Source organism: Corynebacterium sp. p3-SID1194 (genome assembly GCF_025144155.1).
In the GTDB taxonomy this organism is placed as follows: Bacteria; Actinomycetota; Actinomycetes; order Mycobacteriales; family Mycobacteriaceae; genus Corynebacterium.
The window spans coordinates 134,952-156,350 of the sequence record NZ_JALXWY010000002.1; the positions used below are offsets into that span (position 1 = coordinate 134,952).

17 protein-coding genes and 2 pseudogenes are annotated in these 21,399 nt (G+C 61.8%); 3 read left to right on the plus strand and 16 right to left on the minus strand.

Annotated elements, in window-relative coordinates; genetic code table 11:
• Positions 1-94: 94 nt before the first annotated feature.
• Both M3G19_RS02795 and M3G19_RS02800 read right to left on the minus strand, forming a co-directional pair.
• A complete protein-coding gene (locus M3G19_RS02795; protein ID WP_259900424.1) occupies positions 95-3,592 on the minus strand; it encodes a DNA-directed RNA polymerase subunit beta in 3,498 nt (1,165 codons plus the stop codon).
• A 335-nt stretch (positions 3,593-3,927) separates the two neighbouring features.
• The gene (locus M3G19_RS02800) at positions 3,928-4,902 is read right to left on the minus strand and encodes a DUF3068 domain-containing protein (RefSeq protein WP_259900338.1); all 975 of its coding nucleotides are present in this window, start codon (positions 4,900-4,902) and stop codon (positions 3,928-3,930) included.
• A 112-nt stretch (positions 4,903-5,014) separates the two neighbouring features.
• Here M3G19_RS02800 and M3G19_RS02805 point away from each other — a divergent pair, with 112 nt between their 5' ends.
• Positions 5,015-6,424, plus strand: coding sequence for a zinc-ribbon domain-containing protein (locus tag M3G19_RS02805; RefSeq protein ID WP_259900339.1), 1,410 nt, complete (start codon positions 5,015-5,017; stop codon positions 6,422-6,424).
• A gap of 108 nt (positions 6,425-6,532) precedes the next feature.
• Here M3G19_RS02805 and rplL read toward each other — a convergent pair whose 3' ends face one another.
• The 8 genes from rplL to M3G19_RS02845 all read right to left on the minus strand — a co-directional run bounded on the left by rplL (position 6,533) and on the right by M3G19_RS02845 (position 16,350).
• The gene (rplL, locus tag M3G19_RS02810; RefSeq protein WP_210572970.1) at positions 6,533-6,922 is read right to left on the minus strand and encodes a 50S ribosomal protein L7/L12; all 390 of its coding nucleotides are present in this window, start codon (positions 6,920-6,922) and stop codon (positions 6,533-6,535) included.
• A 70-nt stretch (positions 6,923-6,992) separates the two neighbouring features.
• Positions 6,993-7,514, minus strand: a complete 522-nt coding sequence (gene rplJ, locus M3G19_RS02815) for a 50S ribosomal protein L10 (protein WP_259900340.1) — start codon at positions 7,512-7,514, stop codon at positions 6,993-6,995.
• A gap of 239 nt (positions 7,515-7,753) precedes the next feature.
• A complete protein-coding gene (locus tag M3G19_RS02820; protein ID WP_259900341.1) occupies positions 7,754-10,333 on the minus strand; it encodes a choice-of-anchor M domain-containing protein in 2,580 nt (859 codons plus the stop codon).
• Positions 10,317-11,219: an anchored repeat-type ABC transporter permease subunit gene (locus M3G19_RS02825; RefSeq protein WP_259900342.1), complete on the minus strand. Its 903-nt coding sequence runs from the start codon at positions 11,217-11,219 to the stop codon at positions 10,317-10,319. The genes M3G19_RS02820 and M3G19_RS02825 overlap by 17 nt, the downstream gene beginning before the upstream one ends.
• Positions 11,212-12,027 (minus strand): anchored repeat-type ABC transporter ATP-binding subunit, encoded by an 816-nt coding sequence (locus tag M3G19_RS02830; protein ID WP_259900343.1) that lies wholly within the window; start codon positions 12,025-12,027, stop codon positions 11,212-11,214. Before M3G19_RS02830 ends, M3G19_RS02825 begins: the two co-directional genes overlap by 8 nt.
• The gene (locus M3G19_RS02835; protein ID WP_259900344.1) at positions 12,027-13,016 is read right to left on the minus strand and encodes a choice-of-anchor M domain-containing protein; all 990 of its coding nucleotides are present in this window, start codon (positions 13,014-13,016) and stop codon (positions 12,027-12,029) included. The genes M3G19_RS02830 and M3G19_RS02835 overlap by 1 nt, the downstream gene beginning before the upstream one ends.
• On the minus strand, positions 13,013-14,641 hold the full coding sequence (locus tag M3G19_RS02840; RefSeq protein ID WP_259900345.1) for an anchored repeat ABC transporter, substrate-binding protein: 1,629 nt from the start codon (positions 14,639-14,641) through the stop codon (positions 13,013-13,015). The genes M3G19_RS02835 and M3G19_RS02840 overlap by 4 nt, the downstream gene beginning before the upstream one ends.
• Entirely contained in the window at positions 14,638-16,350 is a 1,713-nt protein-coding gene (locus tag M3G19_RS02845; protein WP_259900346.1) for a TIGR03773 family transporter-associated surface protein, read from the minus strand. The genes M3G19_RS02840 and M3G19_RS02845 overlap by 4 nt, the downstream gene beginning before the upstream one ends.
• A gap of 257 nt (positions 16,351-16,607) precedes the next feature.
• Between M3G19_RS02845 and M3G19_RS02850 the strand changes: the two genes are divergently transcribed.
• Positions 16,608-16,901: a hypothetical protein gene (locus M3G19_RS02850; RefSeq protein ID WP_259900347.1), complete on the plus strand. Its 294-nt coding sequence runs from the start codon at positions 16,608-16,610 to the stop codon at positions 16,899-16,901.
• A 75-nt stretch (positions 16,902-16,976) separates the two neighbouring features.
• Here M3G19_RS02850 and M3G19_RS02855 read toward each other — a convergent pair.
• Positions 16,977-17,420: pseudogene (locus tag M3G19_RS02855) on the minus strand (transposase); the annotation flags it as partial.
• On the opposite strand from M3G19_RS02855, the pseudogene M3G19_RS02860 reads away from it, so the two are divergent.
• A pseudogene (locus M3G19_RS02860) lies at positions 17,419-17,514 on the plus strand (IS3 family transposase); the annotation flags it as partial. The pseudogenes M3G19_RS02855 and M3G19_RS02860 overlap by 2 nt on opposite strands.
• A 242-nt stretch (positions 17,515-17,756) precedes the next feature.
• Here M3G19_RS02860 and M3G19_RS02865 read toward each other — a convergent pair.
• From M3G19_RS02865 to secE, 5 genes are all read right to left on the minus strand, one after another.
• Positions 17,757-17,978, minus strand: coding sequence for a hypothetical protein (locus tag M3G19_RS02865; RefSeq protein WP_259900348.1), 222 nt, complete (start codon positions 17,976-17,978; stop codon positions 17,757-17,759).
• Positions 17,979-18,405: 427 nt separating this feature from the next.
• The gene (rplA, locus tag M3G19_RS02870) at positions 18,406-19,116 is read right to left on the minus strand and encodes a 50S ribosomal protein L1 (RefSeq protein WP_259900349.1); all 711 of its coding nucleotides are present in this window, start codon (positions 19,114-19,116) and stop codon (positions 18,406-18,408) included.
• A gap of 122 nt (positions 19,117-19,238) precedes the next feature.
• Positions 19,239-19,667: a 50S ribosomal protein L11 gene (rplK, locus tag M3G19_RS02875; RefSeq protein ID WP_210572950.1), complete on the minus strand. Its 429-nt coding sequence runs from the start codon at positions 19,665-19,667 to the stop codon at positions 19,239-19,241.
• A 240-nt stretch (positions 19,668-19,907) separates the two neighbouring features.
• Positions 19,908-20,897, minus strand: a complete 990-nt coding sequence (nusG, locus tag M3G19_RS02880; protein WP_396121734.1) for a transcription termination/antitermination protein NusG — start codon at positions 20,895-20,897, stop codon at positions 19,908-19,910.
• A 168-nt stretch (positions 20,898-21,065) separates the two neighbouring features.
• Positions 21,066-21,389 carry a preprotein translocase subunit SecE gene (gene secE / locus M3G19_RS02885; protein WP_259900350.1) on the minus strand — a complete coding sequence of 108 codons (324 nt, stop codon included), beginning with the start codon at positions 21,387-21,389 and terminating at the stop codon, positions 21,066-21,068.
• Positions 21,390-21,399: the final 10 nt, after the last annotated feature.

Below are 21,399 nucleotides of genomic sequence, written 5' to 3' on the forward strand. Positions count from 1 at the left end.
TTCACCTCCCATTTCGCGGGAGGATTGAAGTTGAATTAGTTCTTCGTTTTAAGTCTTAATTGCGTGCCGACGCACGGCAGAAGCGCTAGCGCGCTTATGCCGTGTCGGCTGCGGAACCCTCATCGCGGGACAGGTTGATGCCCAGCGAGGATCCTGCCTGGTCGTATTCGTCGTCGTCGCCGGACAGCTCCATCGGAGTGCCGTCAGTGGACAGCACCTCGACGTTGAGGCACAGCGACTGCAGCTCCTTGAGCAACACCTTGAAGGACTCCGGGATGCCCGGATCCGGGATGTTGTCGCCCTTGACAATCGCCTCGTACACCTTCACGCGGCCCACAACGTCATCGGACTTGATGGTCAGCAGCTCCTGCAGGGTGTAGGCAGCGCCGTACGCCTGCATTGCCCACACCTCCATCTCGCCGAAGCGCTGGCCACCGAACTGTGCCTTACCACCCAGCGGCTGCTGGGTAATCATGGAGTACGGGCCGGTGGAGCGGGCGTGAATCTTCTCGTCCACCAGGTGGTGCAGCTTGAGCATGTACATGTAGCCGACGGAGATCGGGTACTTGAACGGTTCGCCGGAGCGGCCGTCGAAAAGCAGGGTCTTGCCGTCGCCGTCCACCATGACCTCGCCGTCGCGGTTCGGCTTGGTGTTGGCCAGCAGGCCGGCGATCTCCTCGTTGGTGGCACCGTCGAACACCGGGGTCGCGGTGAGCGACTCCGGCGGAACATCGTAAAGGTGCTCCGGGAGGGTCTCCAGCAGCTTGGCGTTCTTCGGGTCGTCCGGGTTGACCGTCCAGCCGGCGTGCGCCAGCCAGCCCAAGTGAACCTCGAGGACCTGGCCGATGTTCATACGACGCGGCACACCGTGGGTGTTCAGGATGATGTCCACCGGGGTGCCGTCAGCCATGAACGGCATGTCCTCCTCGGGGAGGATCTTGCCCACGACACCCTTGTTGCCGTGGCGGCCGGCCATCTTGTCTCCGTCCTGGATCTTGCGCTTCTGGGCGACGTAGACGCGGATCATCTCGTTGACGCCCGGCGACAGATCGTCGTCGTCCTCGCGGGAGAAGCGACGGACAGCGATGACCTTGCCGGTCTCACCATGCGGCACCTTCAGGGAGGTGTCACGGACCTCGCGTGCCTTCTCACCGAAGATGGCGCGCAGCAGGCGCTCCTCCGGGGTCAGCTCGGTCTCGCCCTTCGGGGTGACCTTGCCGACGAGGATGTCGCCGTCGCGGACGTCCGCACCGATGCGGATGATGCCGCGCTCGTCGAGGTCCTTGAGCACGTCCTCAGAGACGTTCGGGATCTCGCGGGTGATTTCCTCGGCACCCAGCTTGGTGTCGCGGGCATCGATCTCATGCTCCTCAATGTGCACGGAGGTCAGGATGTCCTGCTCCACCACGCGCTGGTTGAGGATGATGGCGTCCTCGTAGTTGTGGCCTTCCCACGGCATGAATGCCACGAGCAGGTTGGTGCCCAGCGCCATTTCGCCGTTCTTGGTGCCCGGGCCGTCGGCGATGACCTGGCCGGCCTCAACGCGGTCGCCTGCGGAGACGATCGGGGTCTGGTTGTAGCAGGTGCCCTGGTTGGTGCGCTCGAACGTGCGCAGCAGGTAGGACTCGCGCTGACCCTCGTCGTCCATGATGGTGATGACGTCACCGGTGACATCCTCGACAACACCAGCGTTCTTGGCGATGACGATGTCGCCTGCGTCGTAGGCGGCGCGCAGTTCGGTGCCGGTGGCCACGTACGCGGCGTCGGAACGCAGCAGCGGCACTGCCTGCTTCTGCATGTTCGCACCCATGAGCGCGCGGTTAGCGTCGTCGTGCTCGAGGAACGGAATCATCGCTGTAGCGACGGAGACCATCTGGCGCGGGGAGATGTCGACGTAGTCGACGTCCTTGGCCCCCACGACACCGATGTCGCCGTCCTTGAGGCGCACCTCGATGCGCTCGGCGGTGATGTTCATGTCCTTGTCGTGCTCGGTGGCCGCCTCAGCAATTGCGTAGCGGTCCTCCTCGTCGGCGGTGAGGTATTCGATCTCCTCGGTGATCTTGCCGTCGACGACCTTCTGGTACGGCGTCTCGATGAAGCCGAACGGGTTCACACGTGCATAAGAAGACAGTGCGCCAATCAGGCCGATGTTCGGGCCCTCAGGAGTCTCGATCGGGCACATGCGGCCGTAGTGCGACGGGTGGACGTCTCGGACCTCGATGCCGGCGCGCTCACGGGACAGGCCACCCGGGCCGAGTGCGGAGAGACGACGCTTGTGAGTCAGGCCAGACAGGGAGTTGTTCTGGTCCATGAACTGCGACAGCTGGGAGGTGCCGAAGAACTCGCGGATCGCCGCGGAGACCGGGCGAACGTTGATCAGGGAGGTCGGGGTGATCGACTCAGCGTCCTGCGTGGTCATGCGCTCGCGCACGACGCGCTCCATGCGGGACAGACCGACGCGGACCTGGTTCTGCACCAGCTCGCCCACGGTGCGCAGGCGGCGGTTGCCGAAGTGGTCGATGTCGTCGGTGTTGATCGGGATGACAACGCCCTCCGGGGAGGTCATCTCGCGCTCGCCCGCGTGCAGGCGCACGAGGTACTCGAGCGTGGTGGCGATGTCCTCTTCGGTCAGGGTCATCAGACCTTCGTGGTCGCCGCCGAGGCCGAGCTTGCGGTTGACCTTGTAGCGGCCGACGCGTGCGAGGTCGTAGCGCTTCGCACGGAAGAAAGCATTCTCGAGCAAGGACTGCGCGAGATCGCGGGTCGGCTGCTCGCCCGGGCGCTGCTTGCGGTAGATCTCCAGCAGTGCCTCGTCGGTGTTGGCCACGCCATCGTTCTCCAGCGTGGACATCATGATCTCGGAGAAGCCGAAACGGTCCTTGATCTGCTGCTCGGTCCAGCCGAGGGCCTTCAGCAGGACGGTCACCGGCTGGCGGCGCTTGCGGTCGATGCGGACACCGACGGTATCGCGCTTATCGACGTCGAACTCCAGCCATGCACCACGCGACGGGATGACCTTCACGGCGTGGAGCGGACGCTCGGTGGACTTGTCGATCGTCTCGTCAAAGTAGACGCCCGGGGAACGCACCAGCTGGGAGACAATGACACGCTCGGTACCGTTGACGATGAACGTGCCCTTGTCCGTCATCAGCGGGAAGTCGCCGATGAAGACGGTCTGGGACTTGATCTCCTGGGTGTCGTTGTTAATGAACTCCGCGGTGACGTAAAGCGGTGCGGAGTAGTTGATGTCCTTGTCTTTACACTCGTCGATGGTGTACTTGACATCTTCGAAGCGCGGCTCGGACAGAGACAAGCTCATGTTGCCCGAGTAATCCTGGATCGGAGAGATCTCTTCCAGGATGTCTTCGAGACCGGACGTGATGCGGGCGTCGTCGCCGCGCTCTTCTGCCTGACGCTCACGCCACTCGGGCGTGCCGACGAGCCAAGCGAAGGATTCTAACTGAACATCAAGGAGCCCAGGAAGCGCAATCGGCTCGTCGATCTTCGCGAACGAGTAGCGCTCCGGAGCTCCGGGAATCGTGGCCACTGACTTGGTCTGGCGGGAGACTGCCAAGATGGGTCCTTCCAGCACCTCACGCGGGGCCCGTACACGGCGCATATGCACTGGTCACCCGCTGGATAATTAGCGTTTATTGTTAGCTGCGACAGCTGTGGAAGCCCCCGAGAGTCCAGAATGCACAAAATCACCTTGTCAAATCAATGTTTTCGCATTGATCCAAGGTTTTCCTCATACACACTGGCGACGGCTTCCAGCGCAAGGAGACAGCTTATACCCCCGCTGCCCGCTTGTAAAGCCGATACCTACCGATATCTTTCAATCCGATATCTATCGATACCTACCGTCGCTCGCCGGAAACCATACCACCGCGAGGCCCTCCCGCCGTAACGCCACAGCACGCAGCGCGTCTACGCGCGGTGCGATGCCGCACGTAGGCGCCCGCCCGGACGGAACGCCCCGATCAGACCTGCCAGCGCCAACAGGGTGCCGACCCCGATGACGGCATAGGTCACGGTGCGCGAAAGCCCCTGGGTGACCTTTGGCAGCTGCCCGGTCAACGCCTCCATCTGCTGGTCGTCCATCGCTGCGTCGTAGGAGTAAATCTCGCGCACGCGCTCGCCGGAGCGGTCCGCGTAGTAGTCGTCGACCTTCTCGTTCATACCGACGACCAGGCCCGTGATCTGGTCGACAGTGATTTCGCGCTCGGCGGCGTGGTGCTTGAACGCCTTTTTCGCTTCCCCGTCGGGCCCGGGCACCATCAGCGAGTTCTGTTCGCCCGGGTAGAGCTCCGCGACATTGGTGTCGGGCACCGTCTGCGTGAAGGTATAGACCGTCCGCCCGGCCAGCTGGCTCTCACCCGTGAATTCCGCATCGACGGTGGTGCGCAGCGTCGGGTCGAAAACGGGGTAGCTCTCTTTCTGCACATCCGACGGGAACTTCAGCCACACGCCGTCGATATCGACCGTTTCTTCCGGCAGCGCCATCACGGTGCTCACCCGCGCCGGCTCGTCGAAGCGGCCTGTTTTCCGGTCCATTTCCATCGACCACGTCGCGGCGGTGACCAGATTCTCGAAATCCGATTCTTTGTCCCCGCGCAGCAGCGAGTCGCCCACGCGCAACGCCACGGCCTTATCCGTCGCCGGGTTCTGCACCGTCATGTGGAGCTGACGCGTGAGCGGCACAGTCACGTCCTTCGCCGTGCCGTCGTCCTTGGCCTCCCCCACCGTCGCTTCCGGGTCGTGGAGCGTCCACGTGGTGTTCTCCAGGTTCAGCGGGAACCGCGCATCGCCGTTGAGAAACCGCGGCGCGATGAGCCCCGCAACGATCAACGCCAGACCAAGCCCGACGAGCAGGGCCGACACGATGCGGGATTTAGGGAGCATGCGAGCGAGTGTACAAGGAGAAGTAAGTGTTCTTCGAATTCCGGAAGCTTCAAAACAACTGCCGAATTTGAACATTCGACCCACCTCGGCAGCAAGGTGATTCAATAGACCCGTGGCGAACCCCATCTTGTCTGCAGAAAACCCCGACCTCGCGAAACAATGGCATCCCACAAAGAACCAACCACTAACTCCTGACCAGGTTACGACCGGATCCGGCAGAAAAGTATGGTGGATCGGCCCTTGCAACCACGAATGGGAAGCCAACATAAACAATCGTGTTCGAGGGGCTGGTTGCCCCTACTGCTCCCCGGTCGGCCGGAAACGGCTCCTGGTTGGTTTCAATGACCTTGCGACGGTAAATCCTGAGTTAGCCAAGGAGTGGCACCCCTCAAAGAATGACGGTAAGAAACCACAGGACGTAACCTCTAAGTCGCATTCTCGAGTTTGGTGGATGTGCCGAGAAGATAGTCGCCATATCTGGTTGGCATCGGTAAAAGATCGAGCATTCGGCTACGGATGCCCATTTTGTTCGAACCAAAAGGTCTTAAGCGGCTACAACGATCTATTAACCAAACGCCCGCAGTTGGCTGCTGAATGGCACCCAAAACGAAATCTGCCATTAATTCCATCGGAGGTAACTCCTTCCAGCAAGAAACGCGTTTGGTGGAAGTGCCTGATTGATCCTAGACACGAATGGCAAGCAACGGTTGGAGATCGCGCAGCTGGGTACGGATGCCCCTTTTGCTCTGGGAATAAGGTGCTAAGTGGCTACAACGACCTGACGACCACCCACCCACATCTAATAGAAGAGTGGAACTGGGATAAAAACGGTAACTCCAACCCTCAGAATATTTCGAAAGGCAGCACCACTCGATATTGGTGGACATGCCCAAGATTGCATGACTACAAACAAAGCCCCAACAGCAGAACGCACGGGAGAGGCTGCCCCTACTGCACGAATAGACTCCTTTTGACTGGGTTCAACGACCTTTCAACAGTTGCCCCGAAAGTTGCTGAGCAGTGGCATGAGACCAAAAACACTGTGCCACCAACCAATGTGTTAGCCGGTTCTCATTCAAAGGCATGGTGGATCTGCGAACAAGGCCATGAGTGGCAGGCCCAAATTAAATCTCGAGTATCCGGAAGAGGGTGCCCCGAGTGTAGAAAGCCCTGGTCCATTGCTGAAAAGGAAGTGGTGGGATTCATCACCGCACTACGCCCCGACCTAGATGTACGCGAAAATGACTCTTCCCTCTTCAAGCATGGTATGGAGTTGGATATTTTCATTCCCGAACTTGAAATCGGGGTTGAATTCAACGGAATCTATTGGCACGATCTCTCAAATCCACAAGTCGTCGACCGACACAATCGCAAGAAAACAGTGTGTGACGACGCCGGGATCCGGCTCGCAATCGTGTGGGAGGACGATTGGATTAGTCGGCGATCTCAAGTGGAAACGACACTCACAGAGATCCTCTTAGGTTCACCAATACCCCAATGGATGACCTACGACCGAACATAAGACATGCTGCGGTAACCCTTTTCATTCCTAAACCAAGATGCGTCGCCAATGGCAAACGCCCCCGTCGATAAGCGACGGGGGCGTAACGCGCGATAAAGCGAAAGGCGCTTACTTGAGGGTGACGGTTGCGCCAGCCTCTTCGAGCTTGGCCTTAGCAGCCTCAGCGTCGTCCTTGTTAGCGCCCTCGAGGATGGCCTTCGGTGCGCCCTCAACCATCTCCTTAGCGTCCTTCAGGCCCAGGCCGGAGACGATCTCGCGGACAGCCTTAATGACACCGATCTTCTTGTCGCCAGCAGCCTCGAGAACGACGTCGAACTCGTCCTTCTCCTCAGCAGCCGGAGCATCGCCAGCAGCGCCCGGAGCAGCTGCAACAGCAGCGACCGGAGCGGCAGCGGTCACGTCGAAGACCTCCTCGAATTCCTTCAGGAACTCGGAAAGTTCAATAAGGGTCATTTCCTTGAACTGCTCAATGAGCTCATCCTTGGAGAGCTTAGCCATGGTGGCTTCCTTTCTGTTGTGGCCTTATGCGGCCAGATGTTTGGTGTGCGTACTAGTGGTGGAAGTCGCCTTAAGCGGCTTCCTGCTTGTCCTGCAGTGCGGCAACGAGTCGTGCCGTCTTGGATGCCGGAGCCTGGAACAGGCCAGCAGCCTTCGCCAGAGAACCCTGGAATGCGCCGGCGAGCTTGGAAAGAGTGGTCTCGCGGTTGTCCATCTCTGCGACAGCATCCACCTGGGAGGCGTCGAGAGGGTTACCGTCCATGTAGCCGCCCTTGATAACGAAAGCCTCGTTATCCTTGGCGAACTTCTTCATGACCTTCGCAGCGTCGACCGTTGCATCGCCCTTGATGAAAGCGACGGCGGTCGGGCCGGTCAGAAGATCATCGAGACCCTCGATGCCGTGCTCGTTGGCAGCGATCTTAACGAGGGTGTTCTTGGCGACGTGCAGTTCAACGTCAAAACCGAGCTCACCGCGCAGCTCCTGCAGCTGACCCACGGTCAGGCCGCGGTACTCGGTGAGGAAGACAGAGCTAGCGCCCTCGAATTTCTCCTTCAAGGCAGCAAGCTCAGCCGTGTTCTTCGGGTTTGCCATGACACACGCCTCCTTCCCATTACTTCATGTCTTGTCCGCCCGGAGCAATGAAAATTGCCCCGTGCAGAAGCACGAGGCACAAGCGCTTAAAGCGCGGAGGAATGCCACGTTTCTCCTGCGTGGGCCGATCCCTGGGGGGATTCCTTCGACTCTTCCGGAGTGTCTCCGGTTAAGTGACCGACGGTCTTCGGTGAAACTTGAGCTCGGGATTTCTCCCGTTCAAACTTCGGTTGGTTACTTTAACGTGGCCCCTTGGATTTCTCCAAATCCTTGATCATGCGCCGCGCAGCGTCGAAGAGAACGATGCCGCCGATGAGCGCCATCACGCCGATCCCCAGGGCCAAACCCGACCAGAATCCGCCCGCGGTGAGCGAGGCGAGCGCCCCCGCCCCATCGACGTTCGTCGGCTGCTCCTCCGGGGCGTCCTCACCGTCTTCGTCCATGTACTCGAGGTTGTCCCCGTCGATCGAGGAGCGGATCGGTGACGATTCTTCGCCCGCCGGTTCGGCGTTATCCGCTGCGCCGTCTTCGCTCTCCGCGTTTTCTGCGCTGTCTTCGCTGTCTTCGCTGCTTTCGTCGCTTTCGTTGTCAGTGCTGGAGGTACCGCCTACGTTTTGTGCGCTCGCCGCCGCCGGCTGCGCGACGGTATTGCCCTGGGCAGAGCCACCGCTTCCCCCGCTGCTTCCTCCCCCGCTGGCCGCGGTGAGGTCCGTCGATGCAGGCGTACCGCCGTCGGCATTGGTCATCGCGGGTGCGGGCACTCGGTTCAGCTCTGTCCTGCCGTCGATGCTGTTGCGCGTGTTGTCGCCGGCGGTGTTGTTGGCTGTGCCACCGGATTTCTTGGCCGGTTTTTTACTAGTGGTTGTGTCGCGCGGTTCCTTCTTGGCTCTGTCGGCTTTGGCTTTGTCAGATTTAGCTTTGTCGGCTTTGTTTTTCTCGTTCTGCTCTTCGATGGCGCGCAGGCTGGCGTCGAGCTTCTTGCCGAATTTCTTCACTTCGTTTTCGACCATCCCGATGTCCTTGGTCGTCCACGGGTTCTTGCCGTTACTGCCGTCAGTGGAGTCGTCGGGATCGTCAGGGGTGGTGTCGGGGCCGTCAGAACCGCCGGGTTCTGCTGATCCGTCACAGGCATCGGCGTCGCCGAGGTCGGAGTATCCGGCCTCCTTGGACTTGCGTGCTTCGGCGATGGTCTCGTCGCCGACAAGGAAGGGCACGTCGATGGTCTCATCGATATCGGTGCCGTCCGCGGTCTTTCCCGTCACCCGGTACTGGACGGTGTAGTAGCCCGGCGCGTCAAAGCCGTAGGCCAAGTGGTCGTGGGCGTTCATCGGGTACGTCAGTTTCCGGTCGCGGTTGCCGGAATCCAACTCGATCTTCAGGCCCGTCAAGGACTCGTGCCAGGCCAGCATGCGGCCCGGGCCGGTGAAGTCGTTGATGGACACCTCCACCGTGCTGCCCGCCTCCAAGACACCCGGTGCGAGGTGCTCGGTGGAAAAGCCCGGCCACGGCAGGCCTTTTTTCTGCGACTGCGGCAGTGCCCACAGTGTTTCAGGTTTACCGGGCAGCGCATCGCGGATTGCCCCCTTCGGGTTCGCCTTCGCGGCGTCCGGAACTTCGAGGGCGAAGGATCCGCTGGGGCGCGACACTGTATTACTGGGCGTCGATCCGTCGCGAAGCGTGAATGACAACGGCTCCTCCCCGCCACCGGCGAGTGCGATGTCGAGGTGACCCTCGGAAATGAAGGTGTCGGGCTTACCGGCGAGCGCACGGGACGCATGGCATTTCTCGTCGCTCTCCGGCAAGGTGCCGGGGTTTTCGGGCGCAGGATCCTCGCCGCCTGCCGGGGGCTGCTCGGGTTCTTGCGGTGTGGTGCCCTCGCCGGCGGGCTCGGTGATGGGGCGGAGCTCCTTCGTGGTGTCCTTCGGCAAGCCGACTTCCTCGTCGGAACCGACAAGCCAGTACTGGGTGACGGGCTCAGTCAGCTCCTGTGTCCCGTCTTCGAGTTCGGCGCGGCCCTGCCACGTGATGGCGTAGATGCCAGGCTTGGTGAACGTCCAGTTGAAGTGACCGTGTGCGCCGACCTCGTAGTCGATGGTGTGCTTGCTGTCGTCGGCACTGTTGAACACGTGCTCGACATCGCCTTCGCCACCGGAACCGCCGAAGAAAATATTCATCTCCCCCGGGCCCGAGAATTCCTTGAGGTCGAAGTGCATCGTGTCGTCCGTGAAATTGTCCGGCACCTTACCGTCGATCTCATGGTTCGGGTCGAACGCACCCAGTCCTGACCAGATCGGGCGCCAATTATCGGTGAAGTCCACCGCCTGCGGGGCAGACCAGACCAGCGAGCCCGGCTCGCCGAGGAAAGACAAATCCTTCGAATCCGGAACTGCGATGCGGCTCAGTTCCTTGCCGTCGGGGTCCGCATCGGGGGCGAGGCGGAAGCATAGGTCGTCCATGGGCACGACGGCCTGGCCGTCGACAGCCATCACCGCGAGGTTCTGGTCCGCGTCGCGGGTGCCGTACAAGCCGTCGACGTGGGAGTGGTACGCCAACTTCCTGCCGGCGCAGGGGTGCTCGACCTCTTTGCCATCCTGCGTGGTCATCGTCGTGTCCGCCGGCAGGTCCACGCCGAAACCGGCATCGCCCGGGACGTGGCTGCCGCTCGCCGCGGCTGGCTTGTCAGGGTTTCCTGCATCGTCGGCGTTGTCAGCTGCAAACGCCGCAGGGCCCGCAAGTGCACCGCTGCCCACTGCGAGGAATCCGGCAGCGGCCACGGCGACCACGCGGCGGAGAGAAGAGGTATCAAAGAGAAACTGCATCGACATTCGTCCTTTCTTTCGGTGCGCGGTTGCGAATCCGTTCGGTGACAAGGCCTTGCTGCGGCGCGAACAGCCAGCTGAGAACGAAGATCACGGTCAGGCACAGCACGACGGTGGCACCAGTCGGGGTGTCATACGCCCACGACAGCCACACGCCGAGCACGGAGCCGGTGATCCCGGCGCCGGCGGCGAGCGCCATCATCACGCCGAGCTTGTCGGTGTACATCCGGGCGATCGCAGCCGGGGTGACCAGTAGCGCGACGACGAGAATATTGCCGATCGTGCGCACCGAGATGACCACCGCCGTGGTCACGGCGAGGTACAGCAGCAGGTCCAGCGCAAGCACCGGCAGGTTCATGGAACGGGCGGTCTCCCGGTCGAGGCTCACCGCCGTCAGCCACGGCCGGAGCCCGATGATCAGCGCCACCACGAGTGTTCCGGCTGCCAAGGAGACCCACATATCGCTCGTGGACACACCGGTCAGCGAGCCGAACAAGAAGGATGTCAACGAGGCGGTATAGCCCTCCACCCGGGAGATGATCACCAGGCCGAGCGCGAAAGCAGCGGCGAAGAAAATGCCGATCACGGTGTCTTCTTTCACCCTTTCGCGCTGTGAGAACACCGCGATCAAAACCGCCACCACCATGCCCGCGACAGCACCGCCGAGCAACACTGAGGCCTGCAGAGCGAATGCCACCGCGAGGCCCGGGAACACGGCGTGCGCGACGGCATCGCCAATGAACGCCATGCCGCGCAGGACCACGTAGCAGCCCACCACCGCGCAGACCACCGAGGCGATCACCGCCACGATGAGGGCGCGTGGCAAGAAGCTCAGCTGCGGGTTGGCTAGGTCCATCAGGAACTGCCAGAAACTGATCTCAGGCATGGGCACCTCCCTGCACAGCGTGGCGGCTGGGGGTCTCTTCCGCGGCGAAATCGAGCCCGATCCCGGCGAGCCAACGCGAATCCTTATCCACGCCGAATGCTTCCGACCACGGCTCCGGGTCCGCCAGGCACGAGGGGCTGCCGTCGGCGACGATGCCGCGGTTGAACAGCACGAGACGGTCGCAGGAGTACACAGCTTCGGCGATATTGTGCGTGGACATCACCACAGCGACTCCCCCGTCCACCAGTTCACGGAACAGCGCAAGGAGCTGTTCGGTGGTGGGAATGTCGAGGCCGGTGAACGGTTCGTCGAGAAGCAAAAGCTTCGGCTCGCGGCTGAGCGCGCGGGCGACGAGCACGCGCTGGCGCTGCCCGCCGGAGAGTTTGCCCACGGGACGGTCGCGCAAATCCCACAGCCCGACTTGCTCGATAGCTTTCGCAGCCGCGATGTGGTCCGTGCGGCCAGCGGGACGCCACCACGGACGGAGACTCAGCCGCCCGCCAAGCACCATCGAATAGACGTCGATGGGAAAATCCCAGGCCACAGAGTGCCGTTGCGGGACATAGCCCACCGCACGGCGGGCTGCTTTGCCGGTGCGCTCCGCGATCTCGACGGCCCCGGCGCGGGCCGGGATCAGCCCGAGAAGGGCACGCAGCAGCGTCGTCTTTCCCGCACCGTTAGGGCCGAGCAGCCCGACGAATTCTCCGGCGTGCACCGTCAGATCAACGCCTTCGAACACCGTTAGCGTGCCGTAGTCGACGCTCACGCCGTGCGCCGTCACGACCGGATCTTGCAGGCAGTGCCGCATTAGGCATCCCTGCCGATCGATGCCGCCGCTTCATCCCGCTCGGCACGCGCACGGCGCAGCCAGACAAAGCTCAACGCGCCCACGACGAGTGCCGCAACAGCGAGCCCGCCGAGCACCCACAGCACGGGAGAGATTGCGCCGTCTTGCTTATCGACGTCGCCCTGCTCCCCCTTGTCACCGCTCTTCTCCGCATCACTGCCGCCTTCGCCTTCTGCTGTGCGCCAGGGACCTGCGAATTCCGCTGCGGCTGCCTCCTGCACATCGGTGCCCTCACCAACTGCGAAGCGCACGACCTGCTCGGAGACGTGTTCTTTTCCGTCTTTGTCTTTGACCACCGCGCGGGCACCGACGAGGTGGACTCCCGGCTTGGTGAACACCCAGTTGGCGTGCGTGTGCGTGTTCAGCTCCACCCACATCGGCTGATTGCCCTTCAGGCGCGAATTCCACAGCTGCTGTGGCTCGCTGAACCCGCCAGACTGCAAGAACAGGGAGAAATCGCCCTCACCTTCATGCCCGCCGAATTCCAGGCTGACGCCGCGGTCGGTGGTGTCCACCACCTTCGGCGACTGGGTATTCCACCCCAGCCACGGCACACCAGGGACCTCATTTTGCGGGACCACCCACACCTCGTCTCCGGCCTTCGCGCCTGTGAAGTCGAAATCTTCACCCTCCGGCAGCGTCTGCTTCGCCTCATCGGAGACCTCGAAAACCACGTCCTCAAGATGGCGCCACACCGGCGGCACCTGCGAATCATCGCGCACCATGAAGGTCATTTCCCCGTCCACGTACAGCGGGCCAAGGTCCGCGTGCCCGGCGGAGATCACCGCCTTCTCCCCCAGTGGCGCGATCTTTTCATCGTCCTGCACTGTCTGCTGCAGAGCTGGGTCATCGGCGGGGGCTTGGGAGAGGGCCAAGGGGGCGTCGATAAGCGATGCTCCGAAAAGTCCTGCTGCGAGGACGGACGCTGCAATGCGGGTGCGAAGTTTCATGAGTTGTTCCTTTCATTTGCGAGGCACGTGGAAAGCGATTGCGCATTGCTGCGCATGAAGTCGATATAGGTTTGCGCCGGGCCCTTCCCTGGCGGGTCGAGCGCGTCGCCGCGGATGGTGCACACCTGGATCCCCAAACGGCCGGCGACCTCGGACAGCTCCGCTGGGCGGCTCTGCGCGACAGGCTCGAGGAAGACCGCCGGGACGTTGAGGTTCTCCAACGTGCGGGTCAACGCGATGACATCGCGCGGACTGGGTTCCACCGACGGGTTCGGGCTGACATACCCGGCGAGGGTGAGCCCATAGGCGTCCGCGAGGTACCCGTATCCGTCGTGCGTGGTGACCAAATTGCGGTTGCTCTGCGGGATCGTGCCGTAAGTGCGCTTCATCTCCGCGTGCAGATCATCCAGCTCGGCGAGGTAGTTCTCGGCGTTGGTGCTGTACTGCGCACTGTGCTGCGAATCCGCAGAGCCCAGCTCGTCACGCACCACCTTGACCACTGCTTTCACGGCTTCGACGTCGTGCCAGAAATGCGGGTCGTACTCACCGTGCACATGCTTGCCCAGCACTGCCTGCGGGAGCAGGTACGTCTCGTCGCCGGGATTGCCGAGGAAGCGGTACTCGCGCCCGGCGGGCACCTCCTGGAGCGTCGCACTCGGCACCGCGATGACCGTGCGGGCCGGGTCGTATTCGTGGCGTGTGGACTGCGTGACACCCCGTTGGTCCTTCTTCGGCGCATCGCCGAGCAGCGCCAGCCGTCCAGTGCGTTCCGCGCCGAACTCAGCGGTGATGTCCACGTGGCCGTGCTCTAGCACCTCCGCGCCCGGCACCGCCGTGTGCGGATCCACGCCGACGGCAATGGTGAAGGTCTGCTCCTGCAGCGGCGTCGCCGGCTCCCCCACCGCATCACGCGCATCAGCACCGATGGTGAGCTTGTAGATGCCCGGTTTACTGAACGCCCAACTGACATGCGTATGCGCATCCACCGGAAGGGTCGTGGCATCATCCGCGTTGGTGCCGTCCGCGGAATTGAATAGCAACTCCGGGGTCCCGAACGTGCCCACGATATACGCGGCCGCATCGCCTGGGCCTTCGAGCTTCTTCAGTGCAATATCAGCCACCGCGGTTTTCGGCACCGCTGGTGGGTTCTGCTCCGGCGCCCCGGCTGAATCCTGCTCTGGTGCCGCGACGCGCAAGCCGAGCCACGGCGCGTCCAATCCGGCATCCTCCACGAGCATGCGCGGCTGGAAGCCGTGACGCTGCGCCTGCTCAGCGACAGGAACGACACGCGCATTTTCCGGCACGGTGCTCTCGACGGTGCGCTGTAACTGCTGCGGTTCGAGCAACAGCCCGTTGGTGAACACCGCATCGGCGTACGCGATATCGCGCACGGCACGCAGCCCCAACTCATAACTGTGCGCGTCCGCCCCCGCCGGGATCAGCCCCGTCACATCCGCGGCATCGCCGGCGACGTGGGAGACGATGTCCGCCAGGATCGAGGTCGTGGCCACGACCTTCGCCTTACCATCGGCGTCCTCCGCCGCGGTCGACGGACCACTACACCCGGCGAGTGCCGCCACCAGTCCCAGTGCGGCTAGACCCCGCGCTGCGGCGTGTCTGCTCATCCAATCAACTTCCGGGAGATCCGGATCATGCCCGCGCCGAAGACCAGCACACCGATGCCCAGAATGGCGAATGGCACAGTCATGATCGACATCCCGGTGTCCGCGAGACTGCCACCGGCAGTGCCTGACGCAGCAGCGCTACCCGAGCTTCCTCCGGCACCACCCGCGGCGCCACCGCCGCCGGAAGAGCAGCTGCCCTTGGCGTCATAAATCGCGCCGAAGTCGAAGTGGCCGCTATCTGCATTGCCCTTTCCGCCGACGACGAATGTCAGCGTGGCAGAACCGCTCACGGTCTCGCCGCTCTTCGTCTTCGCCGACTGCTTCACCGTCACCTTGTACGTGCCCTCTTTGCCGAAGACCCACGACGGGTGCACATGCGTGTTGCCCGGGATAGTGTGGCTGCCCTGTGCCTTGCCGTTGCTTGCGCTGAACCATTGCTCGCCCACGACCTGGCCGAGCCCGCCCTGGGTGAATACCGTCATCGGTCCCGGACCCTCGAAGTCAGTGACCTCCCAGGTCACCTCGCCGGTGGTGTTTTGGATCAGCGACTCGTGCTGGGTATTCGCTCCCAGCCACGGCACACCGGCCTGCTGCACCGAGCCGATCATCCAGACATCCCCCGCCGGGACCGGTCCGATCTCCTGTGGCAGCTGCGCCTTCGCCGCATCACCCAGGCCGAAAGTCAGCCCCGCCGGGTCCTTCCACGACGCCGGCGAGGTGCGGTCGTCTTTCACCCGCGGGACCAGCGCAGCGGTGCATTTCTCGCCGCCTTCTCCGTTTCCACCTCCGTTGCTTCCACCGTTAGCGCCCTGCGCTTGCTGGGCGGCGGATCCGTTGCCGCTGCCGCCCGCTGTCGTGCCCTTGTCCGTCTTCGATTTCGTGGTGGAAGAATCGGTCTTTCCGGCGCTTTTCGTCGTCGAAGAATCAGAACCACCGTCGCTCAACCCTGCGGCCGAGCGGTCCCTGCCGGTTGTGCCGGTATCAGAGTCGGAATCCGAATCGTCTGCGGATCCATCGCCCTCGCTGACCTGCCAGGTGTAGGTCGCCTCGTTCGACTCCGCGTCGTCCGCGACGGCCTTCACCGTCATCGTGTACGTGCCCGGCTCGGTGAACAACCAGTTGGTGTGGACGTGCGACGGTTCACTCTGCTCGATGACGCTGCCAGACTCCAGCGTCAATTCACCGTCAGCGAGAACGGACGCGACGTCCCCGAACCCCTTCTCTTGGAACAGGTACACCTCGCCCGGACCGTCGACCTCTTCAAACGTGATATCAACGGCATCGAATCCACTCGACTTCACATCGTTCGTATCCCAGCCCGGCCACAGTTTGTCGGGGTCCTGCGTCTGCGGCAGCAGATAGCCACTCTCGCCGATCTCGGCGACATCAGCAGTCGCATCAGTCCGCGTGTTCTCCCCGACCTCGAGCAGGACATCCGCCGGATCGTGGGTTACGTGCTGACCGGTGACATCCTCGCGGAGATCGAGCTTCAGGTTCCCGCCGTCAGCGGAGACATGAAAGACGTCCACGTGCCCGCTGTCCAGAGTCAATTCCGCGGCGTTGGCATGCCCCGCTCCAGCTGCGAGCGCCAGAACTCCGCTCACCACGAGGGTGACAGCCTTGAACACGGCCATGCCTGCACGCTCCAGCACACCTTCGCTTCCGCCATCGCGGGAAATCCGCCCCGCCGCTGTTTCAACGCGCGACACTCCGTGGCACCTCTCTTCACTTTTTGCGCTAAATGATCGCGCGCTAGATTACGGCAAATGCGAACGATTTTCATCTAGTGTAGATACAATTACCCACATTTGGCGGTAACCGTTTCCAATAAGGCGCATGGTGCGGAGCACTGGCCGGGAAGTGAAACAGCAAAGCAAAAGACCCCGCCGGGCCCCGTCAATGAATGTCATGCGCAGGCTAAAAACGGTGGTCTGATCAAGATAAACTGATTGGTAAGGAATTTGTTGTGAAAGAAAGAACGATCATTCCGGGAATGCTTTTTGGAATTGTCTTGGGCATCGCAACCCTTTATGGCGGAGTGCTCCTGTCCACATGGCTTCCAATACCTTTTGTCTTCTATGGGCTACCTCTACCTTCATTGGTGGCGTTGGGTGTATTAGCCATGTCTGTCTACATGTTGAAAAAGGATCGGCTTAGCGACCGATCATGGCGTGCTTTTGCCTTCACATTCGCCGCGGCTTTCGTCGTACCAGCGTTCTTATGGGTGAGCACCATTTCTGGCTACGGTAACTTCGCATAGCTTATAGATGTGGAACCGTTGTAAGGCCAATTACAGAAGAGAGAGTGCCCGATTGTTTGTGTGCGGGGGCTTGGTTTACAAGTAGTCCGCGAATCGGTCGGGGTATGCCACGGCTAGTTGGTTGATGGCTTGTTTCCACCCGTTGGCTTTTGCCCCTTCAATATAGCCGTTGCACTCAGTTGCCCGTTTCGCCTTCTTCGCACGCTGGGCGGCACGCGCGGTGTCCTAGTTCGGCGCAGTGTAGACCTCCCGCAAAGCGCTGGATACGGGTTTGCGGTCCTGGTAGGACACCCACGTGTTCGCCGCCCGGATCAGGTGCACGATGCAGGTTTGCACCATGGAATTCGGACAGGTCGCTTCCACCGCCTCGGGCAGACCCTTGAGCCCGTCGCAGCAGACGATGAACATGTCTTGGACCCCGCGGTTGGCAAGGTCAGCGCACACTGACGCCCAGAATGCGGCGCCTTCGTTATCGGCGATCCACAAGCCCAGGATGTGTTTGATGCCGTCCATGTCTATCCAGTGGTACAACACCGAACGCATCCAACAACGACTCAAGGGCCTGACCCCGATGCAATATCGGAATCAGACCCTTGAAGCCCTAACCGCCTAGAATTAAACCAGTCCAACTTTCGGGGGCTAGTTCATTCAGCATGACAGACAGTCATACCGGCGCTGCTCATCCTTGACAACAGACGAACTTTCTTCGTCTCAGTCTTCCCGTCAGCCTTCGACTTTCTGGTGGAGGCCGTGCCAGCCGGGCAGCTTACCGAGCGGACACGCTTTTCCGCTTAACGCAAAAGTGCTCGGCGTAACTGCAGGAGACATCGAGAAGTCACGAAACCTTGTTTCTTCTTACACGGTCTGCCGCTGCGACCGGCGGCGGTCGAGGATCTCCTGCAGGGCGGACCCGTCCCTCGCCCATCGGGCGTATTCCTCTGACGTGAAACCGAGGAAGGCATCGAGTGAAAGGTTCTCGCTTCCCGGTGCATCGTCGTGCCATGCATCAACCCAGTCGTCGACATCGTCCGGGCGCGCATCCCCGTCGAGACACGCGTCCACATACGTCCTAAACATCGATCCTCCTCCCTTTCACCGCCGGGCCAATTAGTTCGCCTGAGATCACATCGAACACTCCGACGTGCTTTCCTTGCAGGTTTTAGCCCTCAATGTGCCCATGCAAGGGGTCATACTCAAAAATACGTCTGGCTTTCCGATCCCTCCAACGAGGTGCACCACGCCCGCGGACTTTTTCCAAACTGTTGACAAAGCTCTTCCTCGGTCGAGGAATATAACTAGCGGCCAAAACGCCCCCTTCCGTCTACATGATTAGACGGCGCGGAGCCGCAATCGGTTCCACTCTCAAACTGCTCCCGCGAGCTCCGGCCTTCCGGCCGGTATTGCGACGATCCCCGGATTGTAGGAGGCAGGCACCAAAGCAAAAGACCCCGCCGAAGCGGGGTCAGATGCACGAAGCGGCGAGGAGGCTAGTGCCTCACGCTATTTACGCCTCGGTGTAGTTCTTCTGCACGTTGGTGTCCACCGGGATGCCGGGGCCCTGGGTTGCAGAGACGGTGATCTTCTTCAGGTAGATGCCCTTGGCAGATGCCGGCTTGAGACGCAGCACCTCGTCCAGGAGAGCACCGTAGTTCTCGGCGAGCTGCTCCGGGGTGAAGGATGCCTTGCCGATCAGAGCGTGGAGGTTGGAAGCCTTGTCCACGCGGAAGGCGATCTTGCCGCCCTTGGACTCGGAGACAGCCTTGGTCACATCCGGGGTGACGGTGCCGGTCTTCGGGTTCGGCATCAGGCCACGCGGGCCGAGGACGCGGGCGACGCGGCCGACCTTAGCCATCTGGTCCGGGGTGGCGATAGCGACGTCGAAGTCGATGTTGCCAGCATTGATCTGCTCGATCAGTTCGTCGGAACCGACGATGTCGGCGCCAGCTTCCTGCGCCTTGGTGGCGTTCTCGCCCTCGGCGAAGACAGCGACGCGGACGTTCTTACCGGTGCCGTTCGGCAGGTTGACAGTGCCGCGGACCAGCTGGTCAGCCTTGCGCGGGTCGACGGACAGACGCATCGCGACGTCGATGGTTGCGTCGTACTTCTCGGATGCGGTTTCCTTAGCGAGCTTGACTGCCTCGAGCGGGGAGTACACGCTCTCGCGGTCAACCTTCGCCAGCTTCTCGTTGTAAGCCTTGGAGTGCTTCTTGGCCATGTTGATTTCCTTACTTGTCAGTTAATGACGTGTCAGTAGTTGGAAGTGTGGTGCGGGTCAGACCAGACCCTCCCACTGGCTAGGTCCCGGGACGGGACTAAGCCGAGAGAAATGAAGAAGGTTTACTTCTTCACATCGATGCCCATGGAACGGGCGGTACCAGCGATGATCGCGGCGCCAGCCTCGATGTCGCGGGCGTTGAGGTCCTTCTTCTTGGTCTCAGCGATTTCCTTGCACTGCTCCCAGGTCACAGAACCGACCTTGTCAGTGTGCGGAACGCCGGAGCCCTTCTTCAGACCAGCAGCCTTGAGCAGCAGCTTCGCGGCCGGCGGGGACTTCAGGATGAAGTCGAAGGAGCGGTCCTCGTAGACCGTGATCTCCACCGGGACGATGTTGCCGCGCATGGACTCGGTCGCAGCGTTGTAAGCCTTGGTGAACTCGACGATGTTGACGCCGTGCGCACCGAGAGCCGGACCGACCGGCGGTGCCGGGTTAGCCATACCAGCCTCGATCTGCAGTTTGATCAGGCCAGTGACCTTCTTTTTAGCCATCGGATTACCTCTTTCCTAGGTACAGACTCCAGCCACGATGAATAACTGGGCCTTCCGGATGCCACCTCGACGCTTTTCGCTTATCGACGCAGCCACCGGGGATGAACGTGTTCACGCACCTGCTTGTGTGCAGGCACGACCGATAAGTGTATGCCACCACGCTCCCCTGACCCAAATCGCGAAAACCGGCCACGGGGGCCGGTTTGTCACAGGGTAAGCAGTGCTCAGAGTCGAGGCACACTACATGATGCGCTCGATCTGGTCGGCGGTGAGCTCGACCGGGGTCTCGCGGCCGAAGATGGACACGAGCGCCTGAATCTTGCCGGTCTCCGGGTCGATCTCGTTGATCGTTGCGGAGACGCTGGCCAGCGCGCCGGAGAGAATGGTGACTGCCTCGCCGACCTCGAAGTCGTGCGCGACCTTCGGCTTCTCTTCCTGCTCTGGCATGGCGATGACGGTCTCGCCCTCGGCATTCGCCTCGGTCTTGGAAGCATCCTCGTCGACCTTCGGTTCCTTCGGCATGAGGAATTTAGCCACGTCGCGGTGCTTGACCGGGGTGGCGTTGCCCTCGTTGCCGACGAAGGAGGTCACGCCCGGGGTCTCACGCACCACGGACCAGGCCGCGTCGTTGATGTCCATGCGGACGAGCACGTAGCCCGGAAGCAGCTTGCGCTTGACCAGCTTCTTCTTGCCGTCTTTCAGCTCGATGGCCTGCTCGATCGGGACGACCACGTCGTAGATGGAGTCCTCCACCTCGAGGGTCTGGATACGCATGTCCAGGTTGGTCTTCACCTTGTTCTCGTAGCCCGAGTAGGACTGGATGATGTACCACTGGCCGGGCAGCTTCTTCAGCTCACGGGTGTACTTGCGCAGGCGCGCCTTGTACTCAGCGTCTGCGGATTCCTCCGACTCACCGGACAGTGCTGCCTCCGGGTCGGTAGCAGCCTCGGCATCGGTGCCGGCCTCAGCGTCGGTGCCAGCCTCAGCATCGTCGGCGGCCTCAGCGTCGGCTTCCTGGACCGGCTGCTCCGTGACATCGCCCTCGGCGACCATCTCCTGGCTCTGCTGCTCGGTGGTGTCCTCGGCGTTGTCGGCAGAGTCCGTGGACTCTGGTGCAGCCGTCTCGTCTGCCTCGGTCACTTCCGGGTCGGTGGATTCCTGCACGGCACCGCCTTCGGCGACCATTTCGGCCTCGTTGGCTTCCACGCTGTACTCGTTGTCGTCGGCCATTTCCGCTCCTTGCAGTTGGCACGCGCCGCGCGGTGACGTGGGCGCGATGGCTAATGATGGTTTCAAGTCCTCAATTGGTGCCCAGCTTACTCAGCTAGGCGAAAAACTTATCCCGCCTTACCCAGTGTGCTGGGAGGCGGGATATTTTCTCTACTGCGCGAGTATAGCTTAAGGGACGAGGATGTTTTCAACTCCCCACGCCGCGAGGTGGTCGACACCCCACACCAGCGCGGTCAGGACGATGAGGAAGCCGAAGACAATGAGGGTGTAGTTGAGCATCTGCTGCCCGGTCGGCCAGACGACCTTGCGCATTTCACTGACGACTTCACCCGGGAATGCGGCAGCGCCGTTGCCGGTCTTGTCCTGGTCCTCGGGAGCGGCCTTTTCAACGCGCTTCTCCTCATAGGACTCAGAGGTGACAGAGCTCGCGCCGCTGCGCTGGCGCTTGCCGGTCGGCTTTGCGGTGTTCCGTCCAGGCTGATTATCAGTCACAGCTCTCCTC